Annotated in this window: 18 protein-coding genes; 14 read left to right on the forward strand and 4 right to left on the reverse strand. The window is 47.0% G+C overall.

Going from position 1 to position 14,264, the window contains the following annotated elements; genetic code table 11:
• Positions 1-41 precede the first annotated feature (41 nt).
• The 4 genes from ABD014_RS18260 to ABD014_RS18275 all read left to right on the forward strand — a co-directional run bounded on the left by ABD014_RS18260 (position 42) and on the right by ABD014_RS18275 (position 1,984).
• Complete coding sequence (locus ABD014_RS18260; RefSeq protein ID WP_343863416.1) at positions 42-629, forward strand: DUF1349 domain-containing protein; 588 nt, start codon at positions 42-44, stop codon at positions 627-629.
• Between the two features lie 130 nt (positions 630-759).
• A complete protein-coding gene (locus tag ABD014_RS18265; protein ID WP_343863418.1) occupies positions 760-1,050 on the forward strand; it encodes a MazG nucleotide pyrophosphohydrolase domain-containing protein in 291 nt (96 codons plus the stop codon).
• A gap of 163 nt (positions 1,051-1,213) precedes the next feature.
• Entirely contained in the window at positions 1,214-1,627 is a 414-nt protein-coding gene (locus ABD014_RS18270; protein ID WP_343863420.1) for a hypothetical protein, read from the forward strand.
• Positions 1,628-1,759: 132 nt separating this feature from the next.
• Positions 1,760-1,984, forward strand: a complete 225-nt coding sequence (locus tag ABD014_RS18275) for a hypothetical protein (RefSeq protein ID WP_343863422.1) — start codon at positions 1,760-1,762, stop codon at positions 1,982-1,984.
• Between the two features lie 148 nt (positions 1,985-2,132).
• Here the strand turns inward: ABD014_RS18275 and ABD014_RS18280 are convergent, their stop codons facing one another.
• Entirely contained in the window at positions 2,133-2,411 is a 279-nt protein-coding gene (locus tag ABD014_RS18280; RefSeq protein ID WP_343863423.1) for a DUF2627 domain-containing protein, read from the reverse strand.
• Between the two features lie 175 nt (positions 2,412-2,586).
• On the opposite strand from ABD014_RS18280, the gene lpdA reads away from it, so the two are divergent.
• From lpdA to lipB, 5 genes are all read left to right on the forward strand, one after another.
• On the forward strand, positions 2,587-4,005 hold the full coding sequence (gene lpdA, locus ABD014_RS18285) for a dihydrolipoyl dehydrogenase (RefSeq protein WP_343863425.1): 1,419 nt from the start codon (positions 2,587-2,589) through the stop codon (positions 4,003-4,005).
• 307 nt (positions 4,006-4,312) lie between these two features.
• Positions 4,313-5,338 (forward strand): thiamine pyrophosphate-dependent dehydrogenase E1 component subunit alpha, encoded by a 1,026-nt coding sequence (locus ABD014_RS18290; protein WP_343863427.1) that lies wholly within the window; start codon positions 4,313-4,315, stop codon positions 5,336-5,338.
• 1 nt (position 5,339) lies between these two features.
• Positions 5,340-6,326: an alpha-ketoacid dehydrogenase subunit beta gene (locus tag ABD014_RS18295; RefSeq protein WP_343863429.1), complete on the forward strand. Its 987-nt coding sequence runs from the start codon at positions 5,340-5,342 to the stop codon at positions 6,324-6,326.
• Positions 6,327-6,428: 102 nt separating this feature from the next.
• A complete protein-coding gene (locus ABD014_RS18300; protein WP_343863431.1) occupies positions 6,429-7,787 on the forward strand; it encodes a dihydrolipoamide acetyltransferase family protein in 1,359 nt (452 codons plus the stop codon).
• 20 nt (positions 7,788-7,807) lie between these two features.
• Positions 7,808-8,500 carry a lipoyl(octanoyl) transferase LipB gene (gene lipB, locus ABD014_RS18305; protein ID WP_343863433.1) on the forward strand — a complete coding sequence of 231 codons (693 nt, stop codon included), beginning with the start codon at positions 7,808-7,810 and terminating at the stop codon, positions 8,498-8,500.
• Here the strand turns inward: lipB and prli42 are convergent.
• Positions 8,490-8,588: a stressosome-associated protein Prli42 gene (gene prli42 / locus ABD014_RS18310; RefSeq protein ID WP_343863435.1), complete on the reverse strand. Its 99-nt coding sequence runs from the start codon at positions 8,586-8,588 to the stop codon at positions 8,490-8,492. The genes lipB and prli42 overlap by 11 nt on opposite strands.
• A gap of 305 nt (positions 8,589-8,893) precedes the next feature.
• On the opposite strand from prli42, the gene ABD014_RS18315 reads away from it, so the two are divergent.
• Positions 8,894-10,021 carry a M20/M25/M40 family metallo-hydrolase gene (locus ABD014_RS18315; RefSeq protein ID WP_343863437.1) on the forward strand — a complete coding sequence of 376 codons (1,128 nt, stop codon included), beginning with the start codon at positions 8,894-8,896 and terminating at the stop codon, positions 10,019-10,021.
• 37 nt (positions 10,022-10,058) lie between these two features.
• Here ABD014_RS18315 and ABD014_RS18320 read toward each other — a convergent pair whose 3' ends face one another.
• Together ABD014_RS18320 and mciZ are read right to left on the reverse strand one after the other, a co-directional pair.
• Positions 10,059-10,733 (reverse strand): tetratricopeptide repeat protein, encoded by a 675-nt coding sequence (locus tag ABD014_RS18320; protein ID WP_343863439.1) that lies wholly within the window; start codon positions 10,731-10,733, stop codon positions 10,059-10,061.
• Positions 10,734-10,736: 3 nt separating this feature from the next.
• Positions 10,737-10,895 carry a Z-ring formation inhibitor MciZ gene (gene mciZ, locus ABD014_RS18325; RefSeq protein WP_343863441.1) on the reverse strand — a complete coding sequence of 53 codons (159 nt, stop codon included), beginning with the start codon at positions 10,893-10,895 and terminating at the stop codon, positions 10,737-10,739.
• Positions 10,896-11,010: 115 nt separating this feature from the next.
• On the opposite strand from mciZ, the gene ABD014_RS18330 reads away from it, so the two are divergent.
• The 4 genes from ABD014_RS18330 (at position 11,011) to fur (ending at position 14,100) form a co-directional block, all read left to right on the forward strand.
• Entirely contained in the window at positions 11,011-11,565 is a 555-nt protein-coding gene (locus ABD014_RS18330; RefSeq protein ID WP_343863443.1) for an NUDIX domain-containing protein, read from the forward strand.
• Positions 11,566-11,571: 6 nt separating this feature from the next.
• Positions 11,572-12,780, forward strand: coding sequence for an endonuclease Q family protein (locus tag ABD014_RS18335; protein WP_343863445.1), 1,209 nt, complete (start codon positions 11,572-11,574; stop codon positions 12,778-12,780).
• A 121-nt stretch (positions 12,781-12,901) separates the two neighbouring features.
• Positions 12,902-13,528, forward strand: a complete 627-nt coding sequence (gene spoIIM, locus ABD014_RS18340) for a stage II sporulation protein M (protein ID WP_343863447.1) — start codon at positions 12,902-12,904, stop codon at positions 13,526-13,528.
• Between the two features lie 107 nt (positions 13,529-13,635).
• Positions 13,636-14,100, forward strand: a complete 465-nt coding sequence (gene fur / locus ABD014_RS18345; RefSeq protein WP_126997724.1) for a ferric iron uptake transcriptional regulator — start codon at positions 13,636-13,638, stop codon at positions 14,098-14,100.
• The last annotated feature ends 164 nt before the right edge of the window (positions 14,101-14,264 follow it).

Below are 14,264 nucleotides of genomic sequence, written 5' to 3' on the forward strand. Positions count from 1 at the left end.
CGAAAAAATCTTAATTAAAAAAAGTTTTGGAGGAACATTTAATGAGGTACGAATCGAACAAATTATTTTGGTTAAATGAACCGGTGAGTTATTCTATTCAAGAAGATGAAATTGTCATTCAAACTATCCCTGGCACAGACTTCTGGCAGCGTACATACTATGGTTTTAGAAACGATAATGCTCCAGCCCTGTTGTTTAAGATAATTGAACCCTACTTCTCTTTTGTTGTCAGAACAGAGTTTGATACTAAAAAACAGTTTGATCAATGCGGTATAATTGTCTATCAAGATAGTGATAATTGGTTCAAAGCTTCAATTGAATACGAAAACGAAGAGTATCAACGATTAGGAAGCGTCGTTACGAACAATGGATATTCAGATTGGGCTACTACAGACATTGATGCCAACATTAAAAGTATGTTTTACAGAGTTAGCCGTCGTGAGCGTGATTTCTGCATCGAATATTCATACGATGGTGTAGAATATAGACAAATGCGTATTTTTCATTTATTTGAAGGTGGAGGGGAAATACAGCTGGGGATTTATGCATGCAGTCCTGGGGATTCTTCTTTTAAATCCGTGTTTAGTGGGATGGAGATAACAGAATGCAAATGGAAAGCGCATGAATAATCTCAAATAAAGGCAATGGTAGTTTAAATAGCCGAAATAAATCCCATCTTGCCAAGACCATCCTACCGTTCTATACTGTCTCATATACTTTATAATGCATTGTTTTCTATGCAAAGGTAGGGATCTGGATATGAACACAGCACAGTTTCAGCAGTATGTTAGAGAGTATAGCAAGGAGAAGGGCTTTGAGACGAGTGGTATCGAACAGCGGATGCTCTATTTGATGACGGAAGTAGGAGAGCTGTCCAAGGAAGTTCTCGAGGTATCCTTTGATCCTGCAGCAGAGAAGAAAGAGAATCTTGGCTTTGAGATGTACGATGTCGTCTGGAATATATTCGACTTGGCTAACAAGCTTGGGATTGATCTGGATCAAGCCTTCAAGAAGAAGATGGAGATTAATGAGAAGAGGACTTGGGAGTAGTGCCACTAACCTGATGAGTCCATAAATCGATAACTGTGTCCGAAATACATAACGTCAAGAGACCGGAAGTGGCGCTTGGCGTTTTTTTATTTTTAGTGATTGGATGACTTTCTTAAGATCTGCATGATATGATAAATGGAAATATTACACAGGGGAGATGCTGGTGGCTTTTTATGTGAAGTATAGGGATCGGGAGACCAATAACGAGAGGGAGATCCGATATATTGTCAGGTCGTCGGCTGAATTAGAGGCTGAAAGATTACGGGAAGAGGGGCAATTGGACGTTATCGTAGTTGATGAGATGCGTAGGAATGTAAATAAGTATGAACCCCGCAATATGGTTTCGATGATTTTGTTCGTGTTCGGTATTGTGATGATTTTTTTGTCGTTAGTAATTGGGATGATTGTAGGCATTATGGACAGTCGTCTAAGTGAAGGCCTCAGCTTATGGAACGCGATCATTTATTGGATTTATGGAATAGCTGCGGGCTTCTTATTCATTGGTATAGCCGAGATTATTAAATGGCTGCAGCGGATCCATGCCGCTATTCAGATGAATGAGTGGAAGCGAGACTAATACTATTGGGGACTAAGTAGGAATTGTAAATGATCTTTCAGCGCTCTTTTATCTCTTATGCTACAATAAATAAGTCAGATCTCGTCGGCAGCTTATGAATAGCTATATTTGATGTAATGGAGAGGACGAAGGATGTTGGAAGAGACGAAGGAGATTCAAGCGAAGCTTGAACATTATAGAGATATGTTGGCCCAAATGAATGAGTCGGACAGTAACAAGCAGTGGATTGGAGAATTAATAGATCAGCTGCAGCAGTTGGAAGAGGAGAATAAGCGATTGAAGAAGACGATTCTCCGTCTCTCGGCCAAGCATAACCCAAGGATGTCTACCAAATTGAAGGATGCTCTGTATGAGTAATCAATCTATAAGTTTGTGTTCAAAAAGGCCGGGGCTTCGGTGCTGAAATCTATAAGACAATAAAAAACTCTTTCCCAATACGTACATAAATTACGGCAGGGAGAGAGTTTTTTTGTTAGTCTTGGTCGCAAAGTGAGTCGAGTAAGGGTTATTCCGTGACGGCGTTCTTCTTGTGGCTCTTGCCGTAGCCGCGTTTGCGGTCGCGAAAATAAATCCAGCCTGCCAAGAAGCTGATGCCAGCTGCAAATAGTAACAATCCGACAATAAAATTAAGCCAGTCGAAGGTAGGAGCAGCCAAGGCATCATTGCCATGCTGGGAATAATAAAGGAAAACAGCGTCTTTGATTTTCAAAAAGCCGATCATAGCTGCGATGCCGGGAATAACCAGAATAACAATCGCAATAAAACGAGAAATCATCAGCTTCATCGTATATGTATCCCTTTCCTTTCGCGAACAGTAATGAATTGGAATTATTCTAATCATACCTTCTTCTTAGGATTCTGTCTATTTACAAGCCTCATTTGTAATCATTCAAAAACGAGGTAAAATGTAGAATATAGCAAAAGTAATTATTCGAAAATAGAATGGTGGAGATATATTTATGGCGATAACATGTGACGTAGCTGTGCTTGGTGGAGGGACGGGCGGATATATTGCCGCGATTCGTGCCGCACAACTGGGTAAAGAGGTTGTAATTATTGAGCAGGACAAGCTGGGGGGAACATGCCTTCACCGTGGCTGTATTCCTAGTAAGGCGTTGCTTCGCAGCGCGGAACTGTATGCGCAAATGAAGGACAGCGCCAGCTACGGTATCGAGACGAGCGGCTTGTCACTGGTATTCCCGAAGGTACAGGAGCGGAAACAGGCGATCGTTGATCAATTGCATAAAGGTGTTCAGTATTTGATGAAAAAGAATAAGATCACCGTCATCCAAGGGAAAGGTCGGGTGATAGGACCTTCTATATTCTCACCGAAGAGCGGAGCTGTTGCGGTTGAGTTAAATGACGGAGAGATGGAGACGGTCGTTCCGGCCAATCTGATTATTGCGACTGGATCGCGGCCGCGCAGTCTGCCAGGGCTTGTTCCTAATGGAGAGCGTATTCTGAGCAGTGATGAGGCGCTCCTGCTGGAGGATTTGCCTGAATCCATGATTATCGTAGGTGGCGGCGTCATTGGCGTCGAGTGGGCTTCTTTGCTTCAAGATTTTGGTGTCAACGTTACTGTAGTTGAAGCGGCGGGGCAATTGCTGCCAGCTGAAGACGAAGAAGTGGCCCGCGAGCTGCAGAAACATTTGCACAAGCGGGGAATCAAAGTGCTGACGGGTGTGAAGGTATTGCCGGATACCTATGCTGTGATGGACGGCCAAGTACATATCTCGGCCCAGCAAGGGGATCAGACGATCGAATTACAAGGTGACAAGCTGCTCATCTCGATCGGAAGACAAGCTAATGTAGAGAATATCGGCCTGGAAAATACGGATATTGCGTTGAGCAACGGATTTATCCGCGTCAATGAGCATATGCAGACAACGGAGCCACATATTTATGCAATCGGCGACTGCATTGGCGGTCTGCAATTGGCTCATGCAGCCAGTCATGAAGGTTTGGTTGCCGTGCATCATATCGCCGAAGAAGAGTTACATTATGACGAGAACCAAGTTCCACGCTGCGTATACAGTCGACCAGAAGTGGCATCTATTGGCCTAAGCGAGAAGGAAGCTAGAGCCAAGGGACATGAAGTTATGATTGGCAAAGCTCCATTCTCGGTGATCGGCAAAGCGCTCGTTCATGGTGACAAAGAGGGCTTTGTAAAAATCGTGACCGACGCGAAGAGCCAAGATATTCTTGGTGTTCAAATGATCGGGAATCATGTTACTGAGTTGATTAACCAGACTGCTATGGCGGCAGTGCTGGATGCCACACCTTGGGAACTGGGACAAGTGGCCTTTGCTCATCCTTCGCTTTCCGAGATTGTCGGGGAAGCCGCGCTGGTTGTAGACGGTCGGAATATTAACTTTTAAGAGGTTGCTCAAAAAGTCCGCTTTTGATCCCGAAGTGAATCAAGAAGTGGGTCGGCATCGAATCTTGAATTCAGCTGTGCCTTCCGGTGCTCACGTACCCAAAACGTACGCTCCGCTCCTCAGGCCCTAGCTTTATCCAACCTTCTCGGTGCTGAAAACCGACCTTTTTGAACATGTACTTTTAAATGTTTTCTTTTTACAGGGAAAAGGTTTATAATAAGGTTAACCCAAGTCTTAGTACCAGGTTTTAAGATTAGGCAACATAAGACGTTATAAGATACGGGAACCATATGAAGGAGGTAACTCCATGAACGCAAAAAGTTCAGTTCAAACGAAGCCAAGACATGAACAGCTCGGATTATCAGAAACCTCAGTAGTAGATATGTATAAATATATGGTGCTCGCTCGTAAATTCGATGAGCGCTGCTTATTGCTCCAGCGAGCAGGCAAGATCAATTTTCACGTTTCTGGTATTGGTCAGGAGAGCACTCAGATTGCTGCAGCTTTTGCACTTGACCGTGAACGCGACTATTTTCTCCCGTATTACCGGGATTACGGTTTCGTACTTTCCGTTGGAATGACTCTGAAGGAATTAATGATGTCGGCCTTCGCCAAAGCGGATGATCCAAACAGCGGAGGTCGGCAAATGCCAGGCCATTTCGGCAGCAAGCGTCTGCGTATCGTGACTGGATCCAGCCCTGTAACGACACAGGTTCCGCATGCAGTCGGTGTAGCATTGTCGGCAAAAATGCAGAAGAAGGATATCGTCTCTTACGTAACTTTTGGCGAAGGATCCAGCAATCAGGGGGATTTTCATGAAGGGCTTAACTTCGCTGGCGTACAGAAGCTGCCGGTTATTTTTCTGTGTGAGAATAACCAGTATGCGATTTCAGTACCGATCCAGAAGCAGCTCGGCGGCAAAGTGGTTGATCGTGCGTTGGGCTACGGGTTCCCGGGGATTCGTGTTGATGGCAATGATGCCCTTGAAGTATACCAGGCTGTGAAGGAAGCACGCGAACGAGCAGTTCGTGGCGAGGGACCGACCTTGATTGAAGCGATGATGTACAGACTCTCTCCACACTCGACTTCGGATAATGATCTGGCTTATCGTACCAAAGAGGAAATCGAGGAGAACTGGAAGAAGGACGGCATTCCAAGAATGAAGTCTTATTTAATGGAATGCGGCTTATGGAGCGAGGAACAGGAAGCAGCACTAGTGGAAGAAATCAAGCACGAGCTTAAGATTGCAATTGATGAAGCCGAGAGTGCTCCGTTCCCGAACCCGGAAGATACGCTGCTGCATGTATATGCGAACGATGGGGAGGGACAGTAATATGCCGGTAATGGAATATGTTGATGCGCTTCGCCTGGCCATGAAGGAAGAGATGGAGCGCGATGAACGAGTATTTGTGTTGGGAGAAGACGTTGGCGTCAAAGGCGGCGTGTTCACGACTACGAAGGGACTGCAGCAACAGTTCGGTGAAGAGCGCGTTATTGATACGCCGCTGGCCGAATCTGCGATCGCGGGTGTAGCGATTGGAGCAGCGATGTACGGAATGAGACCCATTGCCGAGATGCAATATTCCGACTTCATGCTGCCAGCTACGAACCAGATTATTAGTGAAGCTGCTAAGATTCGTTATCGCTCCAACAATGACTGGGATTGTCCGCTCGTCGTACGCGCGCCAATTGGCGGTGGTATTTTCGGCGGTTTGTACCATTCTCAATGTCCGGAATCGATCTTCTTCGGTACGCCGGGACTGAAGATCGTAGCTCCTTATTCGGCGTATGATGCGAAGGGGCTGTTAAAGGCGGCCATCCGCGACCCTGATCCAGTGCTGTTCTTCGAGAATAAGAAGTGCTACAAGCTCATTAAAGGTGACGTTCCTGAAGAGGATTATACGGTTCCGCTCGGCAAAGCCAATCTGCTGAGAGAGGGCGAGGACATTACAGTAATCAGCTATAGTTTGCCACTTCATTTCGCTATGCAGGCTGCGGAGGAATTGGAGGCTGAGCAAGGTATCACATCGCATATTCTTGATTTGCGCACCCTTCAGCCGTTGGATCGCGAAGCCATTATCGCTGCGGTTAAGAAGACCGGTAAAGTGCTGATCGTTCACGAGGACAACAAGACTGGTGGGATTGGGGCTGAAGTATCAGCGATTATTGCTGAGGAATGCTTGTATGATCTCGATGCTCCAATTCAGCGGTTGTGCGGGCCAGACGTGCCAGCGATGCCGATTAGTCCGCCGATGGAGAAATTCTTCATGCTGAACAAAGACAAGTTAAAAGAAGCCATGCTTCAATTAGCGCTATATTAAATATGCTGTTCAAAAAGGCCGGTTTTCAGCACTAAGAAGGTTGGTTGAAGCTAGGGTCTGAGGAGCGGACTTTTTGAACAACCTCTAAATGGGAGTGAGAGCATGTTCAAGAAAGTAATGAATGATATTATGATGCCGCAATTGGCAGAATCGCTCGTATCGGCGACGGTCGGCAAATGGCTCAAGAAGCCGGGCGATCCTGTAGAGCAGTATGAACCAATCTGCGAAGTCATTACCGATAAAGTTAATGCTGAGATTCCGTCAACTATGGACGGGATTATGGGCGAGATTCTCGTGCAGGAAGGCGAGGAGATTGCCGTAGGAACGGTAATCTGTCGGATTGAGACAGAACAAGCTGTGTCTTCGGAGAGTGCGCCACAAGCGGCTGAATCTGTACAAGCTACCATGGATGCTTCTGTAGAGAGCGGAGATTCACAGCGTGCCAGATACTCGCCTGCAGTTCAGACATTAGCGGCTGAACATGGCATAAATCTTCAAGCGGTGCCTGGCACAGGATTAGGCGGCAGAATAACACGCAAGGATGTATTACACTATATCGAGAACCAGGGCTCCGCTAATCCGGCAACTGCGACTCCAGCGGCAGTACAATCGGTGCCTGCAGCGCAGCCTCAGACTGCGCCTGTACAAGCTGTATCTACGCCAGGTATTATTCCTGTAGCTCCAGCTTCAGAACCTGTACGTCATTCAGGCTTGCACTTAACCGAGACACCACGTATTCCGACGATCGAAGTAGAGGGCGGACGTTCAGAATACTTAATTGATGTAACGCCGATCCGCAACACGATTGCCACCCGGATGCGTCAGAGTGTGTCGGAGATTCCGCATGGTTGGATGATGATTGAGGTCGACGTGACCAATCTTGTACAGCTTCGCAATAAGCTGAAGAACGAATTCAAGCAAAAAGAAGGCATCAACCTGACTTATTTGGCTTTTGTTCTTAAAGCCGTTGTTGGCGCGATCAAAGACTATCCAATCATGAATTCCGTCTGGGCAGTCGACAAGATTATCGTCAAACGGGACATTAATCTGTCTCTCGCCGTAGGTACAGAGGATTCTGTGTTAACGCCAGTTATCAAAAACGCCGACCAGAAGAGCATCGCCGGCCTTGCCCGGGAAATCGATGAATTGGCTTCCAAGGTTCGTGCGGGCAAATTGAAATTGGACGATATGCAAGGCGGAACTTTTACCGTGAACAATACCGGTTCCTTCGGTTCGATCTTAACACAGCCGATTATCAATTATCCGCAAGCCGCGATTTTGACCTTCGAGTCGATTGTGAAGCGCCCGGTTGTTATCAATGATATGATCGCGGTTCGTTCGATGGCGAATCTGTGTCTGTCACTGGATCACCGTATTTTGGATGGCGTTATCTGCGGACGGTTCATGCAGCGCGTGAAGGATAATATCGAAGGCTTTACGTTAGATACGCAAGTTTATTGATTCTTCTGGGGGACATCAGCATGAACAAACCATTATTAGTAAGCTATACTCCAATGATTGAATATGGGGAAGCTTGGGATAAGCAAAAAGAATTAGTAAAAGCGATCAGCGACGGACAGCAGCAGGAGCACCTGCTGCTTCTTCAGCATCCACCGACTTATACGATTGGCTCTCAGCAGCATCCTGAGCACTTGCTGCTCAGTCCAGAGCAGCTGAAGGAGCAGGGGATCTCGCTGGTCCAAATTGACCGTGGCGGGGACATTACCTATCACGGGCCAGGACAACTAGTGGGATACCCGCTACTACTGCTCGATGGCGAGCATGGCCTTGATCTGCATGGCTATTTACGGAATCTCGAACAGGTGATCATTAATTATTTGGCTCAATTCGGAATCGAAGGGTCAAGGAAGCCGGAATATACCGGAGTATGGGTCGGAAATGTCAAGATTACAGCGATTGGCGTCAAGTTCAATAAATGTCGCCACCGTCGCGGCTTTGTAACGAGTCACGGCTTTGCTTTTAATATTAAATCAGGCATTCAGAACGAGGGATTCCAGGGGATTATTCCGTGCGGAATTCAGGAATACGGAGTAACTTCGCTGGAAGATGTCACGGGCAAGACATTTACTGTTGAACAGGTGGCCCATGACATCATTCCTTATTTTAATGAAGTCTTCGGTTATGAGACGATATGGGAAGATGCTAACGCATGAGTAGAGGTTCAAGCAGCGCAAATAGTGTAGAACCTATCATCGCAAACAACATCAGATAGACTACGATTTTTAACCATTTTTTAGACATACCTAAACTCCTTTTAAATATAGATTTGTTAAGTTGGTTTACCTTTAATTTGTAAGTTCAAAAAGTCCGGTTTTCAGCACCGAGAAGGTTGGATGAAGCTAGGGACGAAAGGAGCGGAGCGTAGGCAGAACCTACGTGAGCACCTGAGATGTTTCCGTAGGAAACATGACTTCGTAAGCATCCGCTTAGGCCCGGTTGAATTCAAGATTCGATGCCTTGAATACTTCTTGATTCACTTCGTGATCAAAAGTGGACTTTATGAACAACTTCTATAATATCGTAAACGTGAAAGAGAGGAAAGTCCAATGATCAATAAGGAAAGATTGATTCAACTCTTCCTGGAATTGGTCCGCATTGACAGCGAGACGAAGCATGAGCGGGAAATTGCCGATTTTCTGATTCATAAATTTACAGAACTAGGACTTGAAGTTATTGAGGACGATTCCATGGCCAGAACGGGACACGGTGCCGGAAATCTAATCGCGACTTTGAAGCCGAGTGTTCAGACGAATGCGGAGCCATTCTTGTTCACGAGTCATATGGATACAGTCGCTCCCGGAGTAGGAATTAACCCTATCGTTGGGGAAGATGGCTGGATCCGTAGTGACGGTACGACGATTCTCGGCTCTGATGATAAGGCTGGCGTCGCTTCATTGCTGGAGGTCATTCAGGTGCTGCGCGAGCACAATTTGCCGCATGGGCAAATTCAGTTCGTCATTACCGTAGGCGAGGAAATGGGCATGACTGGCTCCAGAGCGCTGGATGCTGGTTTACTTGATGCCAAATTTGGCTTTGCCTTTGATTCGAACGGGGATGTAGGTACGATCTGTGTAGCTTCTCCTTCCCGTGCGCTCATTACGATTGATATCTATGGGAAATCGGCTCATGCTGGAGTGAATCCAGAGGATGGCATCAGTGCGATCCAGGTAGCAGGCAAGGCGATTGCTCGTATGAGGCTCGGACGGATTGATGAGGAGACTACGGCGAATATCGGCAAGTTTGAAGGCGGGGGAGAGACGAATATCGTCCCTGATCATGTGAAGCTATATGCCGAAGCTCGCAGCACCTCACAAGCGAAGCTTGAGAAGCAGATTGCCGGAATGAAGGAGGCGGTGGAATCCACCTGTCAGGATTACCATACCAAAGGCGTCTTTAACAGTACGATTGTATACCCGTCCTTCCACCTCTCGGAGCAGGAGCCTGTTGTTGTTCTGGCACAGAAAGCAGCAGGTAAGCTTGGCCTGTCAGGCGCTACATTCATGTCTGGCGGCGGCAGCGACGCCAATATATTCAACGGACTAGGCATTCCAACTGTGAACCTGGCTATTGGCTATGAAGACATTCATACGACCCGCGAACGGATCAAGGCTGAGGACATTGTGAAGACTGCAGAGCTGGCATTGGAGATCATTGCACAGACCGTAAATAAATAGTAAGCAACGACAAACAAACCGTTCAATAGCCTAGGGCTTATGAACGGTTTTGTTTGATGTTGGCGCTTAAATGCTCCGGCAAATGACTTCGTTGCTTGTCATTCCACTTCGAATGCCAATGCGTTTGCTCAATAAAAGCCAGCATGTCCAAGAATCCGTGAATATACTTCTCAATTTTAAGCCGTTCATCCTGATCCGGGTGGTACAATTCCATCCGCCTTCTCAGTCGCAGAACCTTCTCCTGAAGACGGCAGGCAGCTGAGGCATAACGTACTGAAGCCATGGAAGGGCAAGTCTCGGCCAAGGCGGTAAAAATCGCGGCAGCTTCTTCATAACGGGCTTGATCATACAGTATCTCTCCGTATATTCTCGCGGCTTCTTGATATGGGGTCCGGGGGGGAACCAGCTTATGTGCTATTTTGAGGAGGTGCTCCTCCGCCAGTTCTGTATAACCTTGCTCATAAAGGCTGCAAATCAGCATACATCGTAGTACCGGGTCGCTATCTCCGGCCAGCTTAGCGGCTGCAATTAACATGCCGGATGAGACCGAATATTGAATAAGCTCGGAGCGGTCAAAAAAATTATATTCAGGCACCCCTGTAGAATCGCTAGTGCTTTCCAAGTGGTAAAGCAATGAATGCAGATCTTCTCCACGCTCTAATATATCTGGAATATTAGGTGTGCTATCTAATTGCGGCGGTCTGTACGCCATTGTTCATTCACCTCTCTTATTCTGTTTACTGGTCCGCGTTCGAATCAGATCCTTGACCTTGGCAGATTTTCCTACTTCTTTTTGCCATTGGTTGAGCATAATACGAACTTGCCAGGCTTTGCCTTGAACACAGACTGATTTTTCCGAAAAATAGCTTTTCATGAGCGCTGCTCCTTTACGTGGAGGTTTGGTATAATAACACCATATGTCCGAAGCGGACAAGTTATGAGTGACTTAACGAATGATCAATTATTTCATGAGGAGGATCATGGATCATATGACAGATAAACTGATGGAGAAGACCATTTCGAGCGAGCCGATTTTTAAGGGGAAAGTCATTTCACTGCAGGTGGATACAGTAGAACTACCGGACGGAAGCACAGCAACGCGAGAGATTGTGAAGCATCCCGGAGCAGTGGCCGTGCTCGCTTTTCATAATGAAAGGCTGTTGATGGTTGATCAATTCCGCCAAGCGATGGGCCGCTGTGAGCTGGAAATTCCAGCTGGTAAGTTGGAGAAGGGTGAAGATCCGATGGAGGCTGCTGCACGTGAGCTTGAAGAGGAGACCGGCTATCGCTGCGAGCGTATGACGCTTCTGCATTCCTTCTATACAGCTCCAGGCTTCTCTGATGAGGTGATTCATCTGTATTTAGCGGAGGAGTTAACGAGCGGGGAGATGGCGCCCGATGAGGATGAGTTCCTCGAGGTATATGAGGTTAGCTTTGAAGAAGCTCAGCAATATATCGCTGAGGGGCGAATTGCCGATGCCAAGACGATGGTAGCCTTTTATATCTGGCAGCAGCGCAGGCTGAGCCAGCAGGCAGGGAAGTAGACGGCAATGAATAGTTCAAATGAAATGAACAACCCAAATCTCTCCTCGTATTTTGCTGATTTGCATATTCATATTGGCAGGACCGAAGCGGGGGCTCCGGTAAAAATTAGCGGCAGCCGAAACCTGACGTTCGCTAATATTGCCAAAGAAGCTGCTGTGCGCAAAGGGATTCAACTGGTCGGTATCATCGATTGTCATTCACCTGGTGTTCAAGCTGACATCGTTACCAGCCTGGAGCAGGGGCAGATGCGGGAGCTTGAAGACGGGGGCATCGCATACGAAGGGACGACGCTATTGCTCGGCAGTGAATTAGAAATCAGAGAGCCAGGCATGGGGCCGGCCCATCTGCTTGTATTTTTCCCGTATCTCGAGACGATGCGTTCATTCACAGAATGGTTGAAGCCAAGAATGAAGAACGTGCAGCTAAGCTCACAGCGGGTGTATGTACCTGCGCGAGAACTGCAGGAAGAAGTATATCAGCGGGGCGGGATGGTGATCCCTGCGCATATTTTCACACCGCATCGGAGTATATATGGAAGCTGTGCACCAAGGATCGCTGATGTGCTCGATCCCCAGCTTATCAGTGCAGTTGAGCTAGGTTTGAGCGCAGATTCAGAGATGGCAGGATTGATCAGTGAGTTGGATAATTACACGATTCTAACTAACTCAGATGCACATTCCTTGGGCAAGATCGGCAGAGAGTACAATAAAATGATTCTGCAGGCCCCAACTTACCAAGAGTTTGAACAAGCACTTAGCGGCAAGAACGGCAGAAGAGTTGCCGGCAATTATGGCCTTAGCCCGCGGCTTGGGAAGTATCATCGGACATACTGCAGCAACTGCAACTATATCATTGATGAAGCGGAAGTATCGGTGGATCGCTGTCCGTACTGCGGCAGTACCAAGCTCGTACGCGGTGTTCTGGACCGGATTCTGTCGATCGCCGACCGTAGAGAGTCGAGTATACCGGCGTGCCGGCCGCCGTATCATTATCAGGTCCCGCTGGAATTTATCCCAGGCTTGGGGCCGTCAAAGCTTAATCAACTGTTGGCGGTGTTCGATACGGAAATGAATATTTTGCATCACGTCTCGAAGACGCAGTTGTCTGGCGTAGTTGGCGAGGAATTAGCGGATAAAATATGCGCTGCCCGCGCCGGGACATTACATCTTCAGGCAGGCGGCGGAGGGATGTACGGCAAGGTTGTGCAAGAATAACAGGACATGCTGGAACTTAAGCATAAGGGAGCGGGCTTCTTCATAGCTTGTATTATCAGGATACTCAAGGCTATATCTTGAATCCTTAGGAATATTAAAGCTGGATTAGAAGGGGGCTCCTATGCTGCAACCAATTCGTCATTCATTACGGGATCAGACACCTTTATATGTATTTGTCAGTGTATTATTTTTGATGGGGGTTGTGTTCGGCGCGTTGATGGTCAATGCCTTAACATTTGAGCAGCAGCAGGATTTGTCTCGTTATTTGGGGGACTTCTTCGTATCGGTGAACGATGGGGGAGCTTCATTCCAGGCCTTATCCTTCTGGGCTGTGGCAAGCCTGCATTTGAAGTGGCTTGGCTTGATCTGGCTGCTGGGCCTTTCGGTTATCGGACTGCCGGGAATTCTTATTCTTGATTTTCTTAAGGGTGTTCTGATCGGGTTCACGGTAGGATGTCTGGTCGGGCAGTTCACATGGAAAGGTCTGCTGTTCGCAATTGTCTCAGTTGCCCCGCATAATTTGATCGTTATCCCCGCACTGCTGATCACGAGTGTAGCGGCTGTCGGATTCTCATTAGGCATTATCCGCAATCGGGTGCTTTTGCATCGCAGCGGAAGTGCGGCTGGACCCTTCTTCTCATATACTTCGCTGACGTTGGCTATGGCGGCGATCCTACTCGCTATTTCCACCTTTGAGACCTGGGTATCTCCCGAGCTCATGAGCTGGGTCACCCCGCTGTTGATATAGGTTCTCACTCTAGCAAAATGTTTGACTTTGTTGATTAACTCCCCCTATAATGAAAGAAGCGAATTATTAAAGCAGCTTAATGTCGGCGATGCTTGGGGAGGGAGAACGTGGAAGTGAAAGTCGAGAAAATCAAACAAGAGTTACAATCCCATGGCTACAAATTGACGCCCCAGCGGGAAGCCACGGTTCGCGTATTGCTCGAGAATGAAGAGGATCATCTTAGTGCTGAAGATGTATTCATGCTCGTTAAAGATAAAGCTCCTGAGATAGGTTTGGCTACCGTATACCGGACCCTGGAGTTGCTTAGTGAACTTCATGTCGTTGAGAAGATCAACTTCGGCGACGGCGTAGCCAGATATGATTTGCGAACCGATACGAACAAGCATCACCACCACCATTTGATCTGCGTTCAATGTGGAGCAATGGATGAGATACGTGAGGATTGGCTTGGGCCATTAGAGGAACGTCTGGAGAAGGAATTTAATTTTACGGTTCTTGATCATCGTCTTGACTTCCAGGGTATTTGTCATCGTTGTAAGGATAAGACAGATAAAACGGATAAGACGGATTGAGATTAGCCGGAAGATGGCCATCATAGTTAAGATAATTACAATAAGGTAGAGCTGATTTAACCGCTCTGCCTTATTTTTTTGTCTTAAGTTGTACGACAGTTGAATCTGTTATTTGGATGCTTTTGCATGTACAATAATAGGAGTAGAAGCTCTCATAAACCTGG

The sequence above is a fragment of the Paenibacillus motobuensis genome (genome assembly GCF_039521865.1).
GTDB lineage: Bacteria > Bacillota > Bacilli > Paenibacillales > Paenibacillaceae > Fontibacillus > Fontibacillus motobuensis.